At 70.3% G+C, this 24663-nt stretch carries 20 protein-coding genes and 1 pseudogene; 5 read left to right on the top strand and 16 right to left on the bottom strand.

Annotated features, from left to right (window positions below; translation table 11 throughout):
- From AB0M95_RS38090 to xylA, 7 genes are all read right to left on the bottom strand, one after another.
- Window positions 1-1712, bottom strand: a 1712-nt coding sequence (locus tag AB0M95_RS38090) for a LamG-like jellyroll fold domain-containing protein (RefSeq protein ID WP_363775724.1), incomplete at its 3' end; no start/stop codon positions are given.
- A 105-nt stretch (window positions 1713-1817) separates the two neighbouring features.
- Window positions 1818-2183, bottom strand: a complete 366-nt coding sequence (locus tag AB0M95_RS38085; RefSeq protein ID WP_363775721.1) for a DUF742 domain-containing protein — start codon at window positions 2181-2183, stop codon at window positions 1818-1820.
- Between the two features lie 132 nt (window positions 2184-2315).
- Window positions 2316-2705 carry a roadblock/LC7 domain-containing protein gene (locus AB0M95_RS38080; RefSeq protein ID WP_358518553.1) on the bottom strand — a complete coding sequence of 130 codons (390 nt, stop codon included), beginning with the start codon at window positions 2703-2705 and terminating at the stop codon, window positions 2316-2318.
- 1 nt (window position 2706) lies between these two features.
- The gene (locus AB0M95_RS38075; RefSeq protein ID WP_363775717.1) at window positions 2707-4893 is read right to left on the bottom strand and encodes a nitrate- and nitrite sensing domain-containing protein; all 2187 of its coding nucleotides are present in this window, start codon (window positions 4891-4893) and stop codon (window positions 2707-2709) included.
- Between the two features lie 124 nt (window positions 4894-5017).
- A complete protein-coding gene (locus tag AB0M95_RS38070; protein ID WP_363775714.1) occupies window positions 5018-5722 on the bottom strand; it encodes a DUF998 domain-containing protein in 705 nt (234 codons plus the stop codon).
- 184 nt (window positions 5723-5906) lie between these two features.
- Window positions 5907-7277, bottom strand: coding sequence for a xylulokinase (gene xylB / locus AB0M95_RS38065; protein ID WP_363775711.1), 1371 nt, complete (start codon window positions 7275-7277; stop codon window positions 5907-5909).
- Window positions 7274-8425 carry a xylose isomerase gene (xylA, locus tag AB0M95_RS38060; protein WP_363775708.1) on the bottom strand — a complete coding sequence of 384 codons (1152 nt, stop codon included), beginning with the start codon at window positions 8423-8425 and terminating at the stop codon, window positions 7274-7276. The genes xylB and xylA overlap by 4 nt, the downstream gene beginning before the upstream one ends.
- A 133-nt stretch (window positions 8426-8558) precedes the next feature.
- On the opposite strand from xylA, the gene AB0M95_RS38055 reads away from it, so the two are divergent.
- Window positions 8559-9737, top strand: a complete 1179-nt coding sequence (locus AB0M95_RS38055) for an ROK family transcriptional regulator (RefSeq protein WP_363775705.1) — start codon at window positions 8559-8561, stop codon at window positions 9735-9737.
- Between the two features lie 59 nt (window positions 9738-9796).
- Complete coding sequence (locus AB0M95_RS38050) at window positions 9797-10309, top strand: VOC family protein (protein WP_358518569.1); 513 nt, start codon at window positions 9797-9799, stop codon at window positions 10307-10309.
- 19 nt (window positions 10310-10328) lie between these two features.
- Here the strand turns inward: AB0M95_RS38050 and AB0M95_RS38045 are convergent, their stop codons facing one another.
- Together AB0M95_RS38045 and AB0M95_RS38040 are read right to left on the bottom strand one after the other, a co-directional pair.
- Entirely contained in the window at window positions 10329-10499 is a 171-nt protein-coding gene (locus tag AB0M95_RS38045) for a hypothetical protein (protein WP_363775726.1), read from the bottom strand.
- Between the two features lie 147 nt (window positions 10500-10646).
- Complete coding sequence (locus AB0M95_RS38040; protein WP_363775702.1) at window positions 10647-11627, bottom strand: zinc-binding dehydrogenase; 981 nt, start codon at window positions 11625-11627, stop codon at window positions 10647-10649.
- An 80-nt stretch (window positions 11628-11707) separates the two neighbouring features.
- Here AB0M95_RS38040 and AB0M95_RS38035 point away from each other — a divergent pair, with 80 nt between their 5' ends.
- The 3 genes from AB0M95_RS38035 to AB0M95_RS38025 all read left to right on the top strand — a co-directional run bounded on the left by AB0M95_RS38035 (window position 11708) and on the right by AB0M95_RS38025 (window position 15124).
- Complete coding sequence (locus AB0M95_RS38035; RefSeq protein ID WP_363775699.1) at window positions 11708-12388, top strand: helix-turn-helix domain-containing protein; 681 nt, start codon at window positions 11708-11710, stop codon at window positions 12386-12388.
- Window positions 12389-12473: 85 nt separating this feature from the next.
- On the top strand, window positions 12474-12959 hold the full coding sequence (locus AB0M95_RS38030; RefSeq protein WP_363775697.1) for a helix-turn-helix transcriptional regulator: 486 nt from the start codon (window positions 12474-12476) through the stop codon (window positions 12957-12959).
- Between the two features lie 476 nt (window positions 12960-13435).
- Window positions 13436-15124, top strand: a complete 1689-nt coding sequence (locus AB0M95_RS38025) for a discoidin domain-containing protein (RefSeq protein WP_363775694.1) — start codon at window positions 13436-13438, stop codon at window positions 15122-15124.
- A gap of 189 nt (window positions 15125-15313) precedes the next feature.
- Here AB0M95_RS38025 and AB0M95_RS38020 read toward each other — a convergent pair whose 3' ends face one another.
- The 7 genes and pseudogenes from AB0M95_RS38020 to AB0M95_RS37990 form a co-directional block, all read right to left on the bottom strand.
- Window positions 15314-16852 (bottom strand): MFS transporter, encoded by a 1539-nt coding sequence (locus AB0M95_RS38020; RefSeq protein WP_363775691.1) that lies wholly within the window; start codon window positions 16850-16852, stop codon window positions 15314-15316.
- A 106-nt stretch (window positions 16853-16958) separates the two neighbouring features.
- Complete coding sequence (locus AB0M95_RS38015; RefSeq protein WP_363775689.1) at window positions 16959-17636, bottom strand: TetR/AcrR family transcriptional regulator; 678 nt, start codon at window positions 17634-17636, stop codon at window positions 16959-16961.
- Between the two features lie 226 nt (window positions 17637-17862).
- Complete coding sequence (locus AB0M95_RS38010; RefSeq protein WP_363775686.1) at window positions 17863-18840, bottom strand: C-terminal binding protein; 978 nt, start codon at window positions 18838-18840, stop codon at window positions 17863-17865.
- 16 nt (window positions 18841-18856) lie between these two features.
- Window positions 18857-20605 (bottom strand): IlvD/Edd family dehydratase, encoded by a 1749-nt coding sequence (locus AB0M95_RS38005; RefSeq protein WP_363775683.1) that lies wholly within the window; start codon window positions 20603-20605, stop codon window positions 18857-18859.
- Window positions 20605-21975, bottom strand: a complete 1371-nt coding sequence (locus AB0M95_RS38000; RefSeq protein ID WP_363775680.1) for a glucose-6-phosphate dehydrogenase — start codon at window positions 21973-21975, stop codon at window positions 20605-20607. The genes AB0M95_RS38005 and AB0M95_RS38000 overlap by 1 nt, the downstream gene beginning before the upstream one ends.
- The gene (locus tag AB0M95_RS37995) at window positions 21972-23801 is read right to left on the bottom strand and encodes a glycoside hydrolase family 15 protein (protein WP_363775677.1); all 1830 of its coding nucleotides are present in this window, start codon (window positions 23799-23801) and stop codon (window positions 21972-21974) included. The genes AB0M95_RS38000 and AB0M95_RS37995 overlap by 4 nt, the downstream gene beginning before the upstream one ends.
- 653 nt (window positions 23802-24454) lie before the next feature.
- Window positions 24455-24663 (bottom strand): annotated as a pseudogene (locus tag AB0M95_RS37990) (ISL3 family transposase); the annotation flags it as partial.

Here is a 24663-nt window from a genome sequence, read left to right as displayed (position 1 = left end):
GCGATCTTGGATCCGTTCACGTACATCACCGTCGCCTGGCCGTTGTTGACCACCGCGAGGTGCATCCACTCCCCCGTGGGCACGGCGTGGCTCCAGGAGGTGGGGCTCGCGTCCTGTACGTCCGGGTAGACGACGTACTGCACGAAGCGTTCGGGGGACAGGTTCAGGCTGCAGGTGGGTTCGTCCCGGGACCAGCCGTTGGTCTTACCGGCGTCACCGTTACGGCCTTCCCAGCTCAGGATGCCCATCCAGGCGTGGTCGCCCTGGAAGGGAGCGGGCAGCTTGACGAACGCCTCGATCGTGTAGCCGGAGCGGAACTTCATACTGTTGACGGGGGCGCCGGCCACGGCCTCGAGAATCGCGCCCCGGTCGGGGTTCTTGCCGCCGTCGAAACGCAGGCTGGCGTGCGCGGGCTGTCCGGTGTGGTGCTCGGTCGACCAGGTGAGGACCCCGGGCGCGCTCGAGTTCAGCCGCTGGACGACCAGGTCGTTGCCCTGACCGGTGAGATCGCGGACGACCGTACCCGGGGCGATCGGGCTCCCCGCCGTTCCGGCTCCGGGAATCCCTGCCGCGTCGAAGCGCCAGTACGCCACGGTTCCCCGGGGCGTGACGGCGCTCGCCGGGCGCGGCGCGGGGAGCACCACGGGCGCGAATCCCTGGAAGCGCGCCTCGAAGTCGATCTCGACGCTGAAGCGGTCGACCGGGCCGGTGAGCTCCAGCGTCTCGGCCTCCAGGGGGGTTCGCCGCTGCGGATCGCGGGCGAGGAACCACGGCGAGAACGTCTCGACGTCGATGACGTTGCGGACGAGGTCGAAGTGGTACAGGCGGATCATGCCCGCACCGCCGTAGTAGCGGTCCTGGTAGTTCGTGATGTGGGCGTGGACGTCGTTCCCGGCGTCGTTCTTCAGGGTCGTGCGGCCGGGCGGCCAGAAGTGGCCGTTGAGCGTGAGGAAGATCTGGTCGTTCTTGCGGATGAACCGGTCCCACAACTGCTTCCCATAGCCGGAGAGGGAAGCCTTGCCGCTCTCGTCGGCCGCGACCAGTTCATGAGTGGTGAGGATGACCGGGAGCGTGCGATGGGCGTCGAGGACGCTCTGCGCCCACTGCAACCCCTTGTCCGACAGCCTCCAGTCGAGGGCGAGGATCAGCCACGGCCGCCCGCCCGCCTTGATGACGTGGTAGCTGTTGTAGCCGTCCGGAGACGCGCCGCCGAACGTCGGTGACTTGGCGAAGCGCTGCGGCCCGAAGACGCGCAGGTAGGGCGAGTCTCCGCGCTGGTCGTCCGAGTGGACGTCATGGTTCCCGGCGAGGATGCTGTACGGCATCTTCTTGTCGATGGCGCGGAACGTCTTGTCCGCGAGATCGAGTTCCTGGTCGGTGCCGTGCTCGGTGACATCGCCGAGATGCGTCATGAACGCGATGTTCGCGTCCTCGCGCTCCGCGACCAGATACTTGAACGTCCCCAGCAGGGGTGTGGGATCGGCGCTGTCCGCGTCGAAAAGGTACTGGGTGTCCGGCATCACCGCCAACGCGAAACGGGGGCTCTGCTCGTCGAAGCGCCCCTCGCCTCGCTCGCCATCGCCGCCGTCGCGGTCTGCGCTCGCCGGAGAGGCGCCCATCGTCGCCGCGATGGCGCCGACGGCGGGGGTGGTCAGTGCGGCCTGAAGCAGCGCACGACGCCCGACGCCGCGCTGCTCGCCTACGGGTTCCATTCTGTCTCCAACCAACCGCTTCCAAGGTAACGGCTGGACCGTAACGGGCGAGCGTGGCCACGCAGGGACCTGGACCTGAACGGCAGGCGCGGCCGGACGAAAGAGTTACAGCGCCTGAAGGCCCTTGAGCACCTCGTGGAGGAGGGCGGCGTCGGGGATCTTCTCCATGGCCGGGGGCCGGACGGTTATGAGGTTCCGGGATTGGAGGTCGGAGAGGAGGAGGCGGGTCACGGCGAGAGGGAGGTTCAGGTCGGAGGCGAGGTCGGCGACGCGCCTGGCCCTGCGGACCAGGTGGAGCAGGCGAAGGTGCTCGGGGCCGAGGTCGGTTCCGGCGGGGGGCTCGTCCGTACTGGTGGAGACGATGAGCGCGAGCAGGTCGAAGGACGACGCGGGGGGTGGTGTGCGGCCTCGGGTCAGGGCGTACGGGCGCAGGACGGGGCCGTCGTCGATCCACTGCGGTTCTTCCGTCACCGGGCGCTCCCCGAGTGCGTGCCGGTCCACTCCCGTACTTCCATCACCTGGCGCCCCCGGTGCATGCCGCTGCTCTGCCGTACTTCGCTCATCTGATGTCCCTCGGACGCGTGACGGGGCGCCTTGGTTGTCTCATCGTGTGGCGCCTCTCGGGTGCGTGGTGAGGTGGCGGCCCGTCTTGGTGACCAGGTGGGCCATTTCGTAGGCGATGACGCCGGCGTTCGCGTGCATCGTGCTGAGGACGGCGAGGCAGCTCCCGTCGCCGGCGGAGGTGACGAAGAGGAGGGCCGACTCCATCTCGACGATGGTCTGGCGGACGGCGCCGCCGTCGAAGCGCAGGGCGGCGCCCTTGGCCAGGCTCTGGAAGCCGGCGGCGACGGCGGAGAGGTGTTCGGCGTCCTCGCGGAGCAGCCCTCCCGAGGCGGCGACGCGCAGCCCGTCGGTGGACAGGACGATCGCGTGGCGGACGTCCGCCACGCGAGTCACGAAGTCGTCCAGCAGCCAGTTCAGCTCCGTCGACATGTCACCCTTTCTCGCCGCCGCGCTCGCCGTCGGCCCGGCCTCGCCGCCAGCCCGGCTGGAGGGAGTTCAGCAGCGCCCTGGTCTCTTCTGGTGATCGTTTCTCGGTCTGCCCGGGCATGGCGTCGTTCGGCCGTGCCTGGTCGGGTACGTCCGCCCTACCGGAACCCGGCTGTTCCTGGGCGAGCTGCGGGGCGAGGGAGGCGTTGCGGACCCGCCGGGGCAGCCCTCCTGTGGGCGAGGTGCCGGTGGGCCGCTTCGAGGACTCCGGAGGTCCCTCCGAGGAGGCCGCCTCGCCGTCGCCGTGCTGCGTGATCAGGGACTCGGGGAGGAGGACGATCGCCGTAGTCCCGCCGTACGGGGAGCCTCGCAGCTCGACGTGGATGTCGTGGCGTGCGGCGAGCCGGCCGACGACGTGCAGGCCGAGGCGTTCGGTCTCGGCGGGGTCGAACTCGGGCGGGCTGGAGAGCCTGCGGTTCAGCGCCTCCTGGTCCTCCTCGGACATGCCGAGCCCGCGGTCCTCGATCTCGATGGCGAGGCCGCGGGCGACGAGCTCGCCGCGTACCGACACCTCGGTGGTGGGCGGGGAGAACACGGCGGCGTTCTCGATGATCTCGGCGCACAGGTGGATGACGTCGGCGGCGGCGTCGCGGGCGATGGTGACGTCCGGCACGGGGTGGACGCGGACCCGCGTGTAGTCCTCGACCTCGGAGACGGCGGCGCGCACGGCGTCCACGGCGGGGACGTCCTCGCGGTAGATGCGGCCGGGCGTGCCGCCGGACAGGATGACCAGCCCCTCGGCGTGCCGGCGCATGCGGGTGGTGAGGTGGTCGACGCGGAACAGGTCGCGCAGGGTGTCGGGGTCCTCGACGTCGCGTTGCAGGCCGTCGAGCAGCTTGAGCTGGGCCTGGAGCAGCGACTGGTTGCGCCGCGCGAGGTTGCGCAGCGTGCGCCCCGAGGCGTCGCGGATGCGGGCCTGCTCGGCTGCGCTGACCACGGCGGTCCGTTGAAGCGTGCCGAACGCGGCGCCGACGTCGCGCACCTCGGTGGTGGTGGAGCGGACGGTGAAGGGCGGCGCCTCCTCGTCCACGTCGACGGTCTCGCCGCGCCGCAGGCGTTCGAGCAGGCGCGGCAGCCGTACGCTCGCCAGGTCGGTGGCGGAGGCGCGCAGTTCGGCGAGTTCCCTGGTCAGGCCGCGTCCCACGCGGATGGCGACGACGAGCGAGGCGACGACGGCGATCAGCCCGAGCACGCCGGCGAGCCCGGCCTGGACGAGCGTCCCAAGGGCCATGGGCCGGGCGGCGGAGACGAGCGTGCCGCTGGCCCAGGTGATGGTGTTCTGGTACGAGCCTTCGAGCTCGTCGGCGACGCCCCGCCACAGGGAGTGGGGGAAGCGGAGCCCGGTGCCGGCCAGGAGCGTGTCCTCCATGACCTCGAACCTTTTGTACCCCTCGGACGCGGCGAGCTCGTCGAAGGCGGCGCGGACGTCGTCCGGCAGGTCGGGCAGCCCCTGGTCGAAGAGGAACCGGCGGTGGGCGGTGAGCTGGGCGAACAGCCGCTGCTCGGCGGGCGACAGCTCTCTGCCGGCGATGAGCGCCCCGGCGACGAGCGCGCGCTCGCGTGCCAGGAAGTCCTTGGAGTAGGCGATCGAGATGAGCCCGCGCGAGTGCTGGTAGAGGGAGACGTCGTTGATGCGGCTCATGGCGTTGACGAGCTTCTGCATGGCGTCGGGGAAGCGCGCGAACTCGCGGGTGAGCGTGACCTGGTCGATGGAGCCGATGTCGACGGACGAGCGGGTGGTGTCGACGTGGTCCAGCGCGGCGATGGCGTCGGCGAATCCGGTGCGCATCGCGGGGGTGGTGAGGTCGGCCTGGGCCTCCTGGTTGAGCGAGAGGCGGCGCATGCGTTCGCGGTACTCGTCGGTGCGCTGCCGCTGCGCGATCAACGCGTCACGGTTGCGCTGGGAGCGGGCGCCGAGGTACTCGGCGGAGATGACGTGCTCGCGTTGCAGGGCGGTGGTGAGCTCGTCCCCGGGCCCGCCGATGTGCTCGTAGAGGGCGGCGACCGACAGCAGGTTGTCGGACTCTCTGGTGGTGACGCTGGCCCCGAAGATCCACAGGGCGGCAAGGGAGAGCAGCGGGATCACGAGCGATGCGGTGATCTTGAAGCGGACGGACCTGCTCGATGCCATGACACCTCATCGGTCGGCGGGGTGCCGTGATGGACCGGCAGCCGAGGGGTGAAGATCGCCGATGAGACTAGCATTGTGACAGGCGCTCGTCTTGATACATTTGTGATATTGGTCGCTTCGGTGGCTAGTGTCGGCTTAGCACCGCAGTAGCCCGACCTGTACTCCTTGTAGTGGTTTCCAGGGCACTCCTGGTGGCGGCTTCCAAAGCGCTCCTCGTCGCGGTATCCAAGCCGCTCCGTGTCGCGGTATCCAAGGCGCTCCTCGTCGCGGCATCCAGGGCCCCCGCCGCGGCGTGCTCTGGCCAGGCCGTCCGCGCCAGGTGGACGAGCGGGACGGCCAGCACCGCGACGTCGATCCCGAAGAGCACCCATTCCACCAGGCCGATCACGACCTCGTGACCGGGAAGCGTCACGTAGATCAGCACGGCAAGCGCGCCGCCCGCGCCGAGCGCCAACCACTCCAGCGGCCGGGCCACCGCCCGCCAGCGCGCGTCCTCGCCGAACCGGCGGGCCATCAGCCCCGAGGCCCCCGCCAGGCACATCAGCGCGGCCACCACCAGGACGTCGGCCACCGCGGTGCCCACCATGACGGCCGCGCCGGTCAGCGCGCCCGCCCATCCGAGCATCAGGCGCTCGGGCCACCCCGAGACGGGCGCCCGGACCGCCCGCATCCCGGCGACGAGCACCACGGCCGACAATCCGAACAACGCCAGCGCGATCGTGGTGTACCCGTCCTGGTCCAGCGCCGCGTACCGGCCGATCGTCAGGTCGATCCTGCCGGACGGGGCGCCGAACTGGCCGGCCGCCAGCATGACGGACCCGACCACCATGCCGGTACCGGCTATAAGGGGATAAGGCCTTCTCAGGGAGAGCATGCATCCAGACTGACTCGCAACGATCGCCGTCAACATCCGGTGCCACCCCTGATTCGACCCCTGAGGCGGTCCGGGTCCGCCTCAGGGTCGCGAGCTCACAGGGTCGTCGAACCTCGTCGAACCTCGTCGAACAGGGCACTCAGACGGCGGCCGCCTCTGCGTACCGCGCGCGCACCTCGGGCACCGGGTCCGCCACGAACGTCTCGGCCGTCCCGGCGGCCCACGTGGGCGGTTCCGCAGAGCCGGACAGCAGCCAGGCGGCCTGCCGCGCCGCGCCGTCCGCGACGTACTCCCCCGGCTGGGGCACCAGGACGGGACGCCCGAACACCGACGGCGCGATCCGTCGCACCGCCTCCGACCTTGCCCCGCCGCCGATCAGCAGCACGCGGGCGGGGTCGAGCCCGAGCGCGTCCAGCGCGTCGGCCAGCCCGCACAGCATCCCCTCGACCGCCGCGCGGGCGAAGTGGGCCGGGGTGGAGTTGTCCAGGCGCAGCCCGTGCACCGAGCCGGTGGCGTCGGGCAGGTTCGGCGTCCGCTCCCCTTCGAGGTACGGGACGAGCACGAGGCCGTCCGCGCCCGCGGGGGCGCTCAGCGCGAGGTCGGACAACTCCGCCGAGGTCACGCCGAGCACGTTGGCCACCGCGTCGAGCACGCGGGCGGCGTTCAGCGTGCACACCAGCGGGAGGAACCGCCCGGTCGCGTCCGCGAAGCCCGCCACCGCGCCGGACTCGTCGTGGGACGGCGTCTCGGCGACCGCGAAGGCCGTCCCCGAGGTGCCGATCGACACGACGACGTCGCCGGGCAGGGCGCCGACCCCGAGGGCCGCGGCCATGTTGTCCCCGGTGCCCGGCGCCAGCCGCACGCCGCCCGCCTCGCCCGCCTGGCCCGTGGGCTCCAGGACGCGCGGGACGATCGGGGCGTTCCCGGCGGCGAGCTTGAGCAGATCGGAGCGGTAGGTGCCGGTCGCGGGCGACCAGTAGCCGGTGCCCGAGGCGTCGCCGCGGTCGGTGGTGATCGCGCCGATGCCCGGCGCCCCGGCCAGGCGCCAGGTCAGCCAGTCGTGCGGCAGGCACACCGCCGCCGTCCGGGCCGCGTTCTCCGGTTCGTGCTCGGCGAGCCAGCGCAGCTTGGTGACGGTGAACGACGCCACCGGGACGCTGCCGACCGCTTCGGCCCAGGCCCGGGGCCCGCCCAGCTCCGTCACCAGGTCGGCGGCGGCGCGGGCGGAGCGGGTGTCGTTCCACAGCAGCGCGTCCCGGACGACCTCGCCGTGCTCGTCGAGGCAGACCATGCCGTGCTGTTGCGCGCCGACGGACAGCGCCGCGACGTCCCCGAGGCCGCCCGCGCCGGCGATCGCCTCCTGGAGGGCGTTCCACCAGTGCTCCGGGGCGACCTCGGTGCCGGGCGGGTGGGAGGCGCGGCCCTCGCGGACCAGCGCCCCCGTCTCGGCGTCCCTGACGACGACCTTGCAGCTCTGCGTCGAGGAGTCGACACCCGCGACCAGGGTCATCCCCGGACCCCCAGGATGTGTTCGAGGGCGAGCTGGTTGAGCCGGGTGAAGTGGAAGCCGCGCTCGGCCGCCTCGTCCAGGTCGAACGGTTCGTTGATCAGGTCGTCGATGCTCTCACCGGCTGCGAGGGTCGGCAGGGACAGCTCGGGCACGCGGGACGCGGCCAGCGCCTCCTGGACCTCGGGGTCGGCGCGGAAGGCGGCGGACTTGGCCTTGAGGATGTTGTACGTGCGCATGTTCGCGGCGGCCGACACCCAGACGTCCTCGGCGTCCTCGGTGCGCAGCGGCTTGTAGTCGAAGTGGCGCGGGCCGTCGTAGCCGCCGTGCTCCAGCAGGTCGACCAGGAAGAACGCGCTCTTGGTGTCGCCGTGGCCGAAGACGAGGTCCTGGTCGTACTTCGGGCCGTGCTGTCCGTTGAGGTCGAGGTGGAACAGCTTGCCGTGGAACAGGGCCTGGGCGATGCCGTGGACGAAGTTGAGCCCGGCCATCTGCTCGTGCCCGACCTCGGGGTTGAGGCCGACCATCTCGGGGTGCTCCAACTCGCCGATCAGCGCGAGCGCGTGGCCGATCGTGGGCAGCAGGATGTCGCCGCGCGGCTCGTTCGGCTTGGGCTCCAGGGCGAACCTGATGTCGTAGCCCTTGTCGATCACGTAGGCGCACAGGATGTCCATGGCCTCCTTGTAGCGCTCGAGCGCGGCCCTGACGTCCTTGGCGGCGTCGGACTCGGCGCCCTCGCGCCCGCCCCAGCAGACGTAGGTCTTCGCGCCGAGCTCGGCGGCGAGGTCGACGTTGCGGATGACCTTGCGGATCGCATAACGGCGGACGTCGCGGTCGTTGCTGGTGAACCCGCCGTCCTTGAACACCGGGTGGGTGAACAGGTTCGTCGTCGCCATGGGAACCTTGAGGCCGGTGTCGGCCAGGGCCTGCTTGAAGCTCTGGACGGCCTTGTCCCGGTCGGACTCGGTGGCGAGGAGGTCGTCGTCATGGAAGGTCACGCCATAAGCGCCGAGCTCGGCGAGGCGGTGCACCGACTCCACCGGGTCGAGCGGGGCGCGCGTGGCGTCACCGAAGGGGTCCCGGGCCTGCCAGCCGACCGTCCACAGACCGAACGTGAACTTGTCTTCCTTCTTGGGTGCGTACGCGTCCACCGCTTGTGTCTCCCGATTTAGTCTATGTTATGGACTAAATATCGGCCGGTAATCGAAGCTGGTCAAGAGGGACACGTCCACGAGTTCACCCGAAGGGGCTGGGCGCTGTGATCCGAACCCGGAAGATCCCCTGATGGCACCCGCCGTACGCCACGACGCGATGCGCGCCGGGAACCTGGCCGTGGTGCTCGGCGAGCTGGACCGCCACGGCCCGCTGACCCGTGCCGCGCTGGCCGAGAACACCGGCCTGACCAAGACGACGGTGTCGAAGCTCGTCGGCGACCTCATCGAGGCGGGCATGGCGGTCGAGTCCGGCGCGGTGCGCGACGGCGAGCGCGGGCGGCCGGGCGTCGCGGTGCGCCTGAGCGGGCACCGCGTCGCCGCGCTCGGACTGGAGATCAACGTCGACTACCTCGCCGCGTGCGTCGTCGATCTCAGCCGGTCGGTGCGCGTCCTGCGTACACAGGCTGTGGACAACCGGGCGGCGTCCCCGCAGGACGTGATCACGCGGCTGGGCGACCTCGGCACCGCCATGCTGGGCGAGGCCGCCGCGCTCGGGCTGGCCGTCGCGGGCTGCGTCGTCGCCCTGCCCGGACCCGTCGACCGCCTCACCGGCAGCGTCCACCGCGCACCCAACCTCGGCTGGAAGGACGTCGCGGTCACCGGCGCGCTCGCGCTGCCGGTCCCGATGCTGGTGGACAACGAGGCGAACCTCGCCGCGCTCGGCGAGCTGTGGTTCGGGTCCGGCGCCGCGCTCGGCGACTTCCTGCACGTCTCGGGGGAGATCGGCATCGGCGCCGGCCTGGTGGTCGACGGCGCGCTGTTCCGGGGCGCGCACGGGTTCGCGGGCGAGCTCGGCCACGTCGTCGTCTCGCCGGACGGGCCCGCCTGCCGGTGCGGCGGCACCGGCTGCCTGGAGCGGTATGCCGGCCAGGACGCGTTGGTGCCACCAGGACAGGGAATCAACGACTTGGTGAGGCGCCTCCAGGCGGGCGACCCCGCGGCGGCGAAGGCCTGCGCGCGGGCGGGGGCGGCGCTCGGCGTCGCGCTCACCACCGCCGTGAACCTGGTGGACCCGGACACGATCGTGCTCGGCGGCATCTTCGCGCCGCTGTTCCCGTGGGTGTCGGGGCCGGCGGCGGAGGCGATGCGCGCGCGGCTCGGGCAGATGCGCGCCCACGTCCCCACGCTGGCCGTCTCGCGGGTGGGCGGCGACGCGGCGACACTGGGGGCCGCCGGTCAGGTGATCCAGCGGGTGATCGCCGACCCCGGCGCCTATCTGGACCTCGCCGCCGGGGACACCCTTGGTTGAACTCTCAAGTGTCCCGGGTTAGAGTTTAGTTGAGAGTTCAACGATTTCGGGAGGCTGCCATGCCCGTCCACCGTCTCAACCACGCCGTCCTGTACGTGCGCGACGTCGAGCGCAGTGTGGCGTTCTACCAGGAGGCGCTTGGCTTCCGCGTCGTCATGGGCTTCACCGGCGCCGCCTTCCTGCAGGCGCCGGGCTCGAACAACGACCACGACCTCGGCCTGTTCCAGATCGGCCCGGCCGCGAGGCCCTCGGAGGCCGGGCGGGCGACCGTCGGCCTGTACCATCTGGCCTGGGAGGTCGACACCCTCGACGACCTGGACAAGATCGCCGCCAAGCTGCGCGACCTCGGCGCGCTCGTCGGCGCGTCCGACCACTCCACCACCAAGGCCCTGTACGCCAAGGACCCCGACGGGCTGGAGTTCGAGGTCTCCTGGCTGGTCCCGGCGTCCCTCATCACCGAGGAGACGATCGCCGGGCGCAGCAGCATCCGGCCGCTCGACATCGCCCGCGAGAAGGAGCGCTACGGCGCGGACACCCGGGGCGGGGTCGGCATCTCCATCGGCGTCGCCTGACCTCTCCGGAACCGCGGGCTCACAGCTCGGAGAGTTCGTTCACGGCCTCATCGAGGGTCTCCCGCGGCTCCAGATGACGTTCCAGGCCGCTGATGCGCATCCGCCGCCGCAGGTGGACCGGCACGGCGGCCAGGAGCAGCCGTCCCTTGGCCGAGGTGACCTGGTCGAACGCGTACACCAGGGCGCCCAGCCCGGCGGAACGGTAGCTTTTCGGCAGATCTGTGCCGCTATACCCACGTCCGTCCCGAACGGCGGACGGCGTGGGCGCGCACGTCGCCGAGCCTGTCGTACCCCGAACCCCGGCCCGTGGCGGGCAGGCCGACCCCGATGGCGAGGGTCATCGGGCCTCCGTGGTGGTGAGCAGCGTCTTGCCGAGGGTGGCGCGGGCCTCGATGGCGGCGTGGGCGTCGGCGGCCCGCTCCAGCGGGAACGTCTGCCCGATGACGGGACGCAGGCGGCCCGCGGCGGCCTCGGCGAGCGCCGCCTCGGCCATGGCCTTGACGTCGGCGGGCGAGGAGTAGAACTGGCTGCCGGTGAGCAGCACGATGCCCCGCCAGAACACCTCGGCGATCGTCGCGTGCGTGAGACTTCCCCCGGCGGCGCCGAACATGAGGAACCTGCCGCCCCGGGCGAGCGACTCGAACGCCGTACGCCCGATGGCCCCGCCCACGCCGTCGAACGCGACCCGCACGCCCGCGTCGCCCGCGGCCTCGCGGACGCGCGCGCCCCAGCCGTCCTCGGTGTAGTTCACGGTCGCCTCGGCGCCCAGCCCGGCGGCCAGGTCGAGCTTGCGCGGCGAGCTCGCCGCGGCGATCACGCGGGCGCCCGCGTTGACGGCGAGCTGGACGAGCAGGCTGCCGACGCCCCCGGCCGCCGACTCCACCAGCACCCACTCGCCCGGCTGGACCGCCGCCGCGCGCATGACGCCCATCGCGGTGCGGCCGTCCGCCAGCAGGGCCACCGCGTCGGCGAGTTCCAGGCCCGGCGGCACGGGGATGAGGCCGCCGGTGTCCGCCGCGACGCGTTCGGCGTACCCGCCGGAGCCCTTCAGGGACGTCACGACCCGCGCGCCCACGAGCGCGGGGTCGGCGCCCGGCCCGGCCTCCACGACCGTGCCGCCCACCCCGTTGCCGGGGATGATCGGCAGCGGCGGCAGCGGGACCGGCGCGGAACCGGACCTGACCTGCGTCTCGACGAACGGGATGCCGATCACGGCGACCTCGATCACGACCTGGCCGGGGCCGGGACGCGGGTCGGGGGCCTCACCGGGCACGAGCGTGTCGGGACCGCCGAACTCCCGCAGCCATACGGCGCGCATGCCGGCTCCTCTCTATCGGAGTGATTCGCTCCGGAACAACATATCGGAGCGATCCGCTCCGATAGCAATAGACTTCCGCCGTGAGCCCGACGACACGCGACGGCGGCGAGCGGCAGGACCGGCCACGGGGCCGCCAGGCCGAGGCCGAACGCAACGACCACCTCGTGCTGGAGGCCGCCCGGACGGTCTTCGCCGAGCAGGGGACGGGCGCGCCCATGTCCGCGCTGGCCGAGCGGGCCGGGGTGGGCATCGCGACCTTCTACCGCCGCTACGGCAGCAAGGAGGAACTCCTGCAACGCCTGTGCCTGCTGTCGATGGAGGAGTCGATCGCCGCCGCCCGCGAGGCGCTGGCCTCCGGCGGCGACGGCTGGTCGGCGATCGGCCTGTACGTCCACCGGTGCGTCGCGGCCCGCGTCGGCGCGCTCGCCCCGGCCGCCGGCACGATCGCCGTCACCCCCGAGATGGCGGCCGCCGCCAAGACCGGCCGCGAGCTGATCGACGCGCTGGTCGGGCGCGCGCTGGCCGACGGCAGCGTACGCCCGGACCTCGCCCCGCCGGACGTGTCGTACCTGGTCGAACACCTCGGCCGCACCCGCCGCCGGACCCCGGAGCAGCGGAACGTGAGCCGCCGCCTGCTGGCCCTCGCCCTGGACGGCCTGCGCGCGCCCGCCCGCAGCGCCGACCTGCCCGGGACGCCGCCGAGCTGGCAGAAGTACGGCGCCCGCTGGTACGGCGCCCACTGGTACGGCGGCGAGGAGTAGTCCGCAGGAGGGTCGCCACAAGGAAAGCAAAGAGTGACCGGCGACGCTCTATGTCAGCGATCACCGACTCCGTACGGTCGAAGGGATGAGACGGGACAGGGACTCGGTCATAGATCGCGCCCGCCGGTTCGCCGGCGACGGGCTGCAACTGATCAAAGATCAGATAAGCGCGCTGCCGACCGCGGCGCTGATCGCGGGAGGCGCCATCATCGCCGTCCTCGCGATCGGGTTGCTGGTCATCCCCGCCATGCTGCCGGACTCGGGCGGCGTCCCGCCGGCCGTCTCGGTGCAGGCGCAGGAGGCGCAGGCGCAGGCCGGCGCGCCCCCCGCGAAGCCGGTGGGGATACGCGAGCAGCTCGCCCTGGAACTGCGGCGCGCCCGGCAGACCAGCGGCCTCTCCCTCACCAACGCCGGACGCCGCTCGGGCCTCGAGCAGTCGCGGGTGAGCAGGATCGAGGAGGGCACCCTACGCCCGACCGCCCGCGACGTGGACGCGCTGTCCGACGCGTACGGGCTGTCGCCCGAGGACCGCAACCGCCTGATGTACCTCCAGTTCCGACTCGACCGCTGACCGACCCCCGGTGAGCCTCACCGCTGACCGGCCCCTGGTGGGCCTCGTCGCGCGTGAGATGTCGCCGGGGACCGGAAGGGGGCCGCACGCATGTCGCAGGCGGGGGACACGACCGGCTAGTCGACGGCGGGCACCATCGAGGACACCATCTCCGGCGACACGGTCGAGCGGTACCAACGGTTCGCCACCGAGGAATTCCGCGGGCACAAGCCCGGTCCGCCGCGAGGTCGTCGTTCGCGCGAGGACGTTCTCGGCTCCGAGGGCGCCGGGCGGCACGTTCCCGCACGGGTTGGACCGGTCCCGTTTGCGAGCGTGAACGCAACTAATTGCAAGTGCTTGCGACTCAATTACAAGGATATTTCTGACTATTGCACTTCTGTATCCGGCTCTGTCTAATGATTGCAACCGGTCCGCAGTTACGGCGGGGACGACGCGTGCCGGTACGTGCCTTTGGACATGAAGGAAGAGGAGTGCACGTGACTGTCTCGCGCCGGAGGTTCATGACCTCCGTAGTGTCCGGCTCCGCCCTCGCGGCGGTCGGCTCCTCGCAGCTCGCGTCCGCGCTGACCAGCGCGGCGAGCGCGGCGAGCCCTCCCGGAGACGTCGTCGGCAAGATCACCGTCGGGTACCAGGGCTGGTTCGCCTGTATCGGCGACGGCGCCCCCATCAACACCTGGTGGCACTGGAGCGCCACCGGCGGCCAGTCGCCCTCCCCGGGCAACACCACGATCGTGGCCTGGCCCGACACGCGCGAGTACACGCGCACCTATCCCACCGCGTACGCCAACCTGGGCAACGGGCAGCCGGCCACGCTGTTCTCCTCCTACGACCAGCAGACGGTCGACACCCACTTCCGCTGGATGCGCGAGAACAACATCGACACCGCCGCCCTGCAACGGTTCAACCCGTTCGGCGCCGAGGGCCCGACCCGCGACGCCATGGCCGCCAAGGTGCGCACCGCCGCCGAGGCCAACGGCCGCAAGTTCTACATCATGTACGACGTGTCGGACTGGGCGAACTTCCAGCCGGAGATCAAAACCGACTGGACCACCAAGATGAAGGCGCACACCGCCTCACCGATGTACGCCATGCAGAACGGCAAGCCGGTGGTGTGCATCTGGGGATTCGGCTTCAACGACAACCAGCGCCCCTTCCCGCCCGCCCCCTGCCTGGACGTGGTCAACTGGTTCAAGAGCCAGGGCTGCTACGTGATCGGCGGCGTGCCCACCTACTGGCGGCAGGGCATCAACGACTCACGGCCCGGGTTCATCGACGTCTACCACGCCTTCGACATGATCTCGCCGTGGATGGTGGGACGCATCGGCAACGTCGCCGACACCGACCGCTTCCACACCAACGTCAACGTCCCCGACCAGGCCGACTGCAACGCCAACGGCATCGACTACCAGCCGTGCGTGCTCCCGGGCGACGTCAAGAGCCGCCAGCGCGCCCACGGCGACTTCATGTGGCGGCAGTTCTACAACATGGTCCGCCTGGGCGCCCAGGGCATCTACATTTCGATGTTCGACGAGTACAACGAGGGCAACCAGATCGCCAAGAGCGCCGAGACCCTGGCGACGGTCCCGGCCGACTCCGGCATGCTCGCCCTGGACGAGGACGGCATCCGCTGCTCCTCCGACTACTACCTGCGCCTCACCGGCGACGGCGGCCGCATGCTCAAGGGCCAGATCGCCCTGACCGCCACCCGTCCCACCCCGCCGTGGATCGGCGACCCCGGCGGCGGCGACCCCAACCTGGCGCGGGGCAAGGCGACGTCCGAGAGCAGCCACACGCAGAACTTCGCCTCCTCCAACGCGGTCGACGGCGACGCCAACAGTTACTGGGAAAGCACCAACAACGCCTTCCCGCAATGGATCCAGGTCGACCTCGGCTCGGCCGCAAGCATCGGACGCGTAGTCCTCAAACTCCCGCCGTCCGCCGCCTGGGCGACGCGCACCCAGACCTTGTCGGTCCAAGGCAGCACCAACGGGACGACGTTCAGCACGATCGTCGGCTCCGCCGGATACACCTTCAACCCGGCCACCGGCAACACGGCGACCATCACCTTCACCCAGACGTCCGCCCGGTACGTCCGGCTGAACCTCACCGCCAACACCGGCTGGCCCGCCGGTCAACTCTCCGAATTCGAGGTGTACACGGCGTAACTCCCGCCCGGCTCCGTCGGGCCGAGCTCGTCCGCGAGACCCAGGAACGCGGCCTCGTCCAGATGGAGGCGTTCGCCCGCTCGCCGACCGACCTGATGAACAGCATCGAACCGGCGTAGGCCGAAGGGGGGGTACGCACACAGAAGGCCACTCCCGTGATCGGGAGTGGCCTTCTTCACAGGAAGCGGGTCAGTGGGCGAGCACCGGGATCGCCGGCGCGTCCGTCTCCCCGTCCTCCCCGTCCTCCCCGTCCTCGTCGGACGCGGCGGCCTGGGCGGATCCCGGGCCGCTGGTGGTGACGAGGGTGAGCACGATGGCCGCGGACACCACCAGGATGCCGACCGCCCACCAGATCGCGGCCGTGTAGCCGTGCACCGCCACCTGGTTGGCGAAGGCGACCTTGCCGAGCGTGCCCGCCTGGGCGGCGTGCGAGGTGGCCCACGTGGTGGCCGCGCTGGCGGCGATGGTGTTGAGCAGAGCGGTGCCGATGGCGCCGCCGACCTGCTGCGAGGTGTTGACCATCGCGGAGGCCACCCCGGCGTCGCGCGGCTGGACGCCGAACGTCGCCAGGCTCATCGCCGGCATGAACGCGGTGCCCATGCCGAGGCCGAGCAGGACCTGCGCGGGCAGCACCACCCCGGCGTACGAGCTGTCGGGCTGCATCCGGGTGAGGATGAGCATGCCGATCGCGGCGACCAGGAAGCCCGGCGCCATCAGCAGGCGTGGCGGGACGCGGTTCATCAGGCGGGCGCCGATCTGCGTCGAGCCGGTGATCATGCCCGCGACCATCGGCATGAAGGCGAAGCCCGCCACGACCGGCGTGTACCCCTTGACGATCTGCAGATAGTAGGTCAGGAACAGGAACAGGCCGAACATCCCGATGACGGCGAGCCCCAGCGACAGGTACACCCCTGCGCGGTTGCGGTCGGTCAGCACGCGCAGCGGGAGCAAGGGCGCCCGAACCCTGCTCTCGACCACGACGAACGCGGCGAGGAGCACGACTGCCGCAACGAACAGGCCGATGGTCACGCCCGCGCCCCATCCGTCCGATTCGGCGCGGGTGAAGCCGTAGACCAGGGACACCAGGCCAAGGGTGGCCAGGATGACGCCCGGGATGTCCAGACCGCGGGTGTTGTGACCGACTGCGGGCTCGCGGATGACGAGGAAGGCTCCCACGACGGCGATGGCGGCGAAGGGGATGTTGACGTAGAACGTCCAGCGCCAATCGAGGTACTCGGTGAGGAAGCCGCCGAGGATCAGGCCGACGGCGCTGCCGCCGCCCGCGATGGCGCCGTAGATGCCGAACGCCCTGGCGCGCTCCTTGGCGTCGGTGAACATCACCGCGAGCAGCGACAACGCGGCGGGCGCGAGCAGCGCGCCGAACGCGCCCTGAAGCGCGCGGGCGCCGAGGAGCATGGCCTCGTTGGCCGAGGCCCCGCCGATCGCGGAGGCGGCGGCGAAGCCGATCAGGCCGGCCGTGAAGGCGCGTTTGCGGCCCCACAGGTCCGAGATACGGCCGCCGAACAGGAGGAGCCCGCCGAAGGCGAGGGCGTACGCCGTGATCACCCACTGGCGGTTGCCGTCGGAGATGCCGAGGTCCACCTGGGCGGACGGCAGGGCGATGTTCACGATCGTCGCGTCGAGTACGACCATCAGTTGGGCTATGGCGATGAATGCGAGGGCTTTCCAGCGCCGGGGGTCCGGGAGGACCTGGGCTGTTTCAGGCATGCGTCAACTCACTCACGGTGCGGAGGATGTGGATCAGCAGGTGGTCGGCAGGAACTCACCGGCTGAGCTGTGTCGAAGGTGTGGTGTCGAGGCCAGGCCAGGGACCTCAGGCGACGGGAGTGGTCGTGGTCGTGTGGCGCCGCTGGAGGTCCTCGAAGGTCGCCCCAACACCGGGCAGGATGGACCGCGCCGGAGCGCGGAGGCCGTCGAGGAACAGCTCCAGATGGCGATCGATGAACCTGTCGAGATTCAGGCACCCGACGTTCGGCAGCGGCCGGGTGAGCTTGGGCAGTGCGATCAGGATGTCGCCGGGGGTTACGTCCGGCCGCAGCAGGCCGGCGTCGCGCGCCCGGTCCACTATGGCCTGAACGGCCCGCTCGAGGCGAACGCGTTTCTCGGTGAACTCGGCGACGGCCCTTTCGCAGCCTTCGGACATGATCAGGCAGAGGGCTCCGATCCGCTCGTCCGCCGCGCCGTGCACGAAGCGCCGCAGCGCCTCGAACGCGTCCGGCTCGTCCGCGAGCGCCGATTCGGCCAGCTCGACGATCCGGTCTATGACCGCCAGCGTGACCTGGCGGAACAGCTCCGGACGGTCGGCGAAGTGCCGGTAGATGGTGGCGTTCCCCACCCCGGCCCGCCGTGCGATCTGGTCGAGCGTCACCTCGGCGCCATACTCGACGAGCGCCTCGCGCGCGGCGGCCACGATGCGTTCGCGGTTGCGCGACGCGTCCGCCCGCATCCGAGTGGCGTGCCCGCGTTCGGCGGTCGTGCTGACGGTCCCCATGGCGACGTCCCCCTGTGTCTCTTGTACGCGATCCAGGGACGAACTCCCCGGATCGGTGCGTACGTGCAAACGGGGACGGCATCCCCGGTTATTTCCTCACTTGCTTGTGAACTGCGTCACATAGCAGGTCAACCGGCCGTGGGCGACACCTCGGAGCGGCGGGACGACCGGGCGAGAGCGCGCAGCAGGAGGGGCGCCGGGGGGCGCGATCTCCTACCGGGGTTCTTCAGGGAGAGCCGGCCGTCACGTCGTTGACCGGGGTACGGGCGCCTTGCCCGGTCAGGACCCGTACGGCCTCTTCTGCGGCGATGCGCCGCACTGTTGTGATGGCCTGCTCGGAGTAGTAGGCGGCGTGGGGGGTGACGATCACGTTGGGCAGCGTGAACAGGGGGTTGCGCGGACGCCAGTCGCGCTGTTTCGCGGGCTCCTCCTCGAGGTCGTCCAGTGCCGCGCCGGCGATCCATCCCTCGGTCAGTGCCTGGCAGAGCGCCGTATCCTCCACGATCGGGCCACGAGCGGTGTTGATGAGGATGGCGGTCGGCTTCATCCTGCGGAGCGTCGCAGGGTCGAAGGTGTGGTGTGTCTCGGGGGTGAGCGGCGCCTGGATCACGAGGTAGTCGGCGCCTTCCACGAGCTGGTCGAAGGACACCGGCCACACCTGGCGCGATCGGATCTCGGACTCGTCGAGGAACGGGTCGTGCGCCCAGACCTCGACGCCGAACGCTCTGGCGCGTTCAGCGATGAGTTGTGCGATGGAGCCGAAGGACAGCAGCCCGAACACCCGTCCCCGCAGCCGCCAGATCGGCTCCCCGCTTTGCCACTCCCATACGCCCTGCCGGGTCGCCCGGTCGTATGCGCAGATCTTGCGGGCGGCGGCCAGCCAGAGCGCGACGGCGTGATCGGCGACCTCCTCGGCGCACCACTCGTTCGGCGCGTTCGTGACCTGGATGCCCCGCCGGGTCGCGGCGTCGACGTCGACGATGTCCACGCCCGTGCCGTAGCGAGCGATCACCCGGCACCGGGTGAACGCGTCGATGGCGCGGGAACCGACCCGAGCGTACTGGGTCAGCACGCCATCGACGTCCCGGCCCTTTTCGATCACCTCATCCTCGCTCTTGCACTGTGCGGCGAGCAGCTCGAATCCGGCGCCCTCGACGATCGCACGTTCGATGTCCACATCGCCGAAGTCGGAGTCGGCAATCATGATGGCGCCTCTGGCGTCAGTGCGAGTCACGGGGAATCCCCTTGGTGTGTACGAGATCCTGGTAGGATAGGGCGAGTTCCAAGCAGCCTCCGCTGTCCAGCTGCCCGACCGTGGAGCGGTAGATCTCCTGCCACGGTGTCTGGTTTTCGAATACCGGCGGTGTGTAGTGAGCCCACCGCGCGGCGATCTCCTCATCTGGCAGCAGGACGTCGACGCGCCCGTTGTCCATGTCGATACGGATGCGGTCGCCGGTGCGCAGGATGGCGAGATTGCCGCCGGCCGCGGCCTCGGGGCTGGCGTTGAGGATGGACGGTGCATCCGAGGTGCCGCTCTGGCGGCCGTCACCGAGCGTGGGCAACGTGGTGACGCCCCGCCGGAGCAGCGCGGCGGGGACCTCCATGTTCACGACCTCGGCCGATCCCGGATAGCCGATCGGCCCGGTGTAGCGGATGACGAGGATGCAGTCCTCGTCCAGGCCCAGTTCGGGATCTTCGATGCGGGCGTGGTAGTCCTCGGGCCCGTCGAAGACGATGGCGCGATAGTCGGACACCGCGCGGAGGTCGTCGGTGAGGACCGAGGTCTTCATGACCGCGGAGTCGAACAAGTTGCCCGTCATGATGAGAAGTCCGCCGCGCGTGGCGAGAGGCTCGTCGAAGGGACGGATGACCGTCGGGTCGGCGGGCGGGGTATCGGCCAGGTTCTCGGCCACGGTACGGCCGGAGACGGTCACGGCGTCGCCGTGCAGGCGCCCTGCCGTCAGCAACGACCGCATGATGGCGGGGACACCGCCGGCACGGTAGAAATCCTCGCCGAGGAACTCACCGGCGGGGGCGACGTTCGCCAGCACCGGGATGTCGGCGCCGACTCGTTGCCAGTCCTGGATCGACAGCGGCACCCCGACGTGTCGCGCGATGGCGTTGATGTGGATGGGCACGTTGGTGGAGGCGGCGATGGCCGAGGCGACCACGATCGCGTTCTCGAAGGCCTGCCAGGTCATGATCTTGCGCGGGGTGAGGTCCTCGCGCACGAGGTCCACCGCTCGGCGGCCTGTGTCGTAGGCCATCTGCGCTCGCCGGCGATAGGGGGCCGAGATCGCCGCGCAGCCTGGTAGGGACATCCCCAGGGCCTCGGCCAGACTGTTCATCGACAGCGCGGTGCCCATCGTGTTGCAGTGACCGATGCTGGGCGCGGAAGCGGCCACGCGCGCCATGAATTCGTCGTAGTCGATCTGCCCGGTGGCCAGCAACCGCTTCGACTGCCAGATCACCAACCCTGAGCCCGATGAGGCCATCCGCTCGCCCTGGTGATAGCCGTTGAGCATCGGCCCTCCGGACAGGACGATGGCCGGGATGTTCACCGTCGCCGCCGCAGCCAGGCACGCGGGCGTGGTCTTGTCACAGCCTGTCGTCAGAACGACTCCGTCGAGCGGATATCCGTACAGCACCTCGACCAGCCCGAGGTAGGCGAGGTTGCGATCCAGCGCGGCAGTCGGGCGTTTACCGGTCTCCTGCAGCGGATGGACGGGGAACTCGAGCGGGATGCCACCGCTGTCGCGGATCCCGTCCTTGATCCGGTCGGCGAGGGCCAGGTGGTGGCGGTTGCAGGGAACGAGGTCGCTACCCGTCTGGGCGATGCCGATGATCGGCCGGCCGGACTGGAGTTCGGCCGGGGTCAGCCCGAAGTTGAGAAAGCGTTCGAGATACAGAGCCGTCATCTCCGGGTTGCCCGCGTTGTCCCACCAGGCCTGGCTGCGCAGGCCGCGCATCAGCTGCCCCTCACTGCAGCAGGCCCGTCCGATCCGGCCGGGTATTCAACAAGCGGCACCAGGTCCCTGGACCAGGCCGACATGACCGGTGCGAGGACCCGCCAGGCCTCTTCGGCCTCGTCGCCGCGGATGAACAGGGCCGCGTTCCCGTGCAGCACGTCCAGCAGCAGCCGGCCGTAGGCAGGCAGGTCGGGGGGCGCCATCTGCGCGGTGAGGGTGAGCGGGGCGAGGGTGTGGGCGCCGGTGCCGATGCCGGTCAGCGCCAGGGTCATGCTCTCCGGCTCCAGCCCGAAGCGCAGCACGTTGGGCGCGGCTTCCTCGTTGAGGCCGAGGGGCAGGTGCGGTACGGGCCGGAAGCGTACTGCGACCTCTTTGCGGTCATGGCCGAGCGCCTTGCCGGTACGGAGCCGGAAGGTCGTGCCGGACCAGCGCCAGCTTTCGAGTCTCAGCTCTACCTCGGCGAAGGTCTCGGTACGGCGCCGCGGGTCCACGCCCTCCTCCTCGGCGTAGGCGGGAACGTCGCGATCTCCGATGCGACCGGCCAGATATCGGGCACGGCGGGTGCGGCGTACGACATCGTCGTCCGTCAGAAGGCGTACCGAGCGCAGCACGTCGATCTTCCGATCGCGCAGGTCACGCTCGCCGAGGCTGAGCGGCGGTTCCATGGCCACCAGGCACAGCACCTGGAGCAGATGGTTCTGCACCATGTCCTTGAGCGCCCCGGCGCCGTCGTAGTAGCCCGCTCTGCCTTCCAGCGCGAGGGACTCGTCCCAGACGATCTCCACCTCGGCGATGTGCGCGCTGTTCCAGATGGACTCCAGCACGCGGTTGGCCAGGCGGCTGCCGAGCACGTTCTGGACGGTCGTCATGGCCAGAAAGTGGTCGACACGGAACACCGCCTGCTCCGGCACGACCTCCGACAGCAGCCGATTCAGCGCCACAGCGCTGTCCAGATCTTCACCGAACGGCTTTTCCAGCACGATCCGGCTGCCCGGTACCAGGCCTGCACCGCGGAGGGCGGCCACCGTGGCGGGGAAGATCGCTGGAGGGAGGGCGAGGTAGACGGCGACGGGACCGTCGCCGGTGATGGCCGGCGCGACGTCGGTGGCGTCGGTGGCGTTCGCCTGCCTGTAACGTGCGGAGTCGGCGATCGCCTTCCTGACGTCGGCGGGCGAGGAGGGGCAATGCCGGTCGAGCTGCTCGGCCGCCCAGCTCCGGAACCCCTCGTCGGTCCAGTCTGCCCGGTCGACGCAGGTCAGCTGGAAGCGGTTGTCGAGATGTCCGGCCGTCCACAGCGCGGCCAGTGCCGGAAGCAGGTAGCGCGCGTTGAGGTCGCCGGTGGCGCCGAAGATGACGAGCCGGTTGATCATGCTGTCACGCCTGCTTTCGCTCGTGCGAGGCTGACGCCGGCGGCGATGATTCCGATGTGGCTGAAGGCCTGGGGAAAGTTGCCCATGAACGTGCCCGTCGACGGGTCGATCTGCTCCGGCAGCAGCCCGAGCGGGCTGGCCCGGGCGCACAGTGAGGCGTACAGTTCCTCGGCCTGTTCGATGCGGCCTTGCAGGGCGAGGTTCTCGACCAGCCAGAAGCTGCACAACATAAAGGCGCCCTCGTCGCCGGGCAGGCCGTCGGGTGAGTGATCGTGCAGGTAGCGGTAGAGCAGTCCGTCGCCGGCGGACAGGCGTTCGGCGATGGCCGCGGTGGTGGCCGCCATCCGCGGGTGGTCGGCCGGGATGACGTTACGCAGCGGCAGCGCGAGCAGGCTGGCGTCGAGCCCGCCGCTGCCGTCGAGGTGTTCGCTCAGGGACTGCGCGTCCTCGTTCCAGGACTGGTCCACGATGAGCTGACGCAGCTTGTCGGCAGTGGCGCGCCACGTCGTGACCTGTCCGGGCAGGCCGAGCCGCTCGCCGATCGCCGCGGCCCGGTCCAGGGCCACCTGGCACATTCCGGCCGAGTAGGTGAAGACGCGGCCCGTGCTGCGTACCTCCCAGATGCCCTGGTCCGGCTGCCGCCACGCGCTCGCGGCGGCATCGGCCAGCTTCGCCAGGCCGGACCACAGCGCGGGCTGGATCTCACCCCCGGAGCGTAGCCACTGGTCGGCGCAGTCCAGCACCTCACCGTAAACGTCGTGCTGACGCTGGTCGGCCGCGCCGTTACCCCATCGCACCGGAGCGGAACGCCGGTAGCCTTCCAGGTCTGCGTCATGGATCTCCTCAGGTACGGGGTCGCCGCGGAGGCTGTACATGATCCGCGGCCGGCCGCTCTGTTCGAAGGAGTCGAGGACCCAGCCGAGGAAGGCGTCAGCCTCGCCGTCGAATCCGATGCGGCGCAATGCGAACACGGCGAAGGCGGCATCCCGGATCCAGGTGTAGCGGTAGTCCCAGTTACGTACGCCGCCGATCGGCGCGGGCAATGAGGACGTGGGGGCGGCGACCAGCGAGCCGTTGACCCAGTCGTCGCACAGCTTCAGCGTGATCGCGGCGCGACGGACCAGCGGTTCTTCGGGGCCGCTGTAGCGGCAGCTCCTCATCCAGCGGCGCCACGCTTCGACGGTCTCGCGCAGCATGGCCTCAGGGTCGAACCGGTGGTGGCGGTGAATACGGCCCCAGGACAGCACGAGATCGAGGCGATCGCCCTGTTCCAGGTCGTGGATGGTGTGCAGGCCGGTCAAGGGTCGGTTGGAGCGTAGATGCAGGCGCAGGTCCGGCCGCCGGGACGCCTGCACCTCCAGGCCGCTGCCCAGGAGCCGGGTTTGTCCGCCACCGCGGGGTCGCAGCTCCGCCCGCATACGGACGCTCCCGTCCAGGACCTGGGCGGAACGGACGAGCTCGGCCCGGCTCGCGCCCGCGTCATCGCTGAGATCCGCGCCGGCGCGCACCGCCAGCGCATCGGTGATCCTGACCAGGCCTGTCGAGCTGCGCAACTCGGTTACCAGCACCGCGGTGTCGGGCTCGTAGCGCTGCCGAGCCTCCTGCAGATCCTCCACCGTCACCGTGAAGTGCCCGCCTCGTGCGTGATCCAGCAGGCCGCACAGCAATGGTTCGCTGTCGAAGCGGGGCAAGCACAGCCACGGGATCGAGCCGTCCAGGGCGACCAGTGCCGCTGTTGTGCCGTCCCCGATGAGGCCGAGATCCTCCAGCGGCAGGTAGCCCTCCCGCCGGCGGACCCGGTGGAATGACGTATCTGGATCGAGCATGCGGATTTCCTTCTTTGTCGTACGGCGCACCGCCGGAGGGCACCGCTCCTTACGGCGATGAGTACGCCTCCGAAGACCGCCGACGTCGCCGAAACAGGCAGCGCTGTGCCGCGCTGACGGAACCCAACCCCGCTGAGCAGCTACGTTGCATCGGTCATGGGCGCGCCCTGACGGCCGATGACTGGCCTACCCTCACGGCCTCACCACGTAACGCCGCCCTCCACCCAGCCACCGTGCGGCCGGGCCTTGGGGGGAACTGAGACGGAAGATCAAAAAGGCGCCCCTTGGGATCAAGGGACGCCCTGGTGAAACTACGAGCCGCCTAAGGGAATCGAACCCTTGACCTACGCATTACGAGTTCCAGGAAAGCCAATCCGTGGCAGTTCACCGAGGTCCGTCGAAGTACTCTGACCAGCAATTATGGACTACTGGGTACGTCCGCGAACATGCTCGAACTGAGACGAAAACTGAGACGGACAGACTCGATCCACCCTGGGCGGATCACTCACCGAAAGTAACCCACTGTCAATGGGCCGACACCCGTAGGGCACCTGTCGGGTGCCCTACGGGGCAGGGGGCTACAGCAGGGCTCTACAGCGGGTGTGTCCAGTAAACGGCTCTGTCCCGTAATCGGTGGTGGCTTTGAGTGATCTTCATTGCAGCAGGATGCGGTGGCGCAGAAGGTCGAACCCAGCGCGGCCGTGCATCTGTCGCATGATCCTCTTCGTGCGGGTATTGACGCCTTCGGTTCGGCCGTTGTGGTGCGTGAGGGTGAGGGCGGCGTTCACGGCGTCGCGGTCGAGTTCGAGGCCGTTGGCGAAGCCGTGCAGGTGGGGCAGGTCAGCGGTTCGGATGGTGGTGA

The organism is Sphaerisporangium sp. NPDC051017, assembly GCF_040683095.1.
Lineage (GTDB): Bacteria > Actinomycetota > Actinomycetes > Streptosporangiales > Streptosporangiaceae > Sphaerisporangium.
This window is presented reverse-complemented; position numbering and strand designations above follow the sequence as displayed.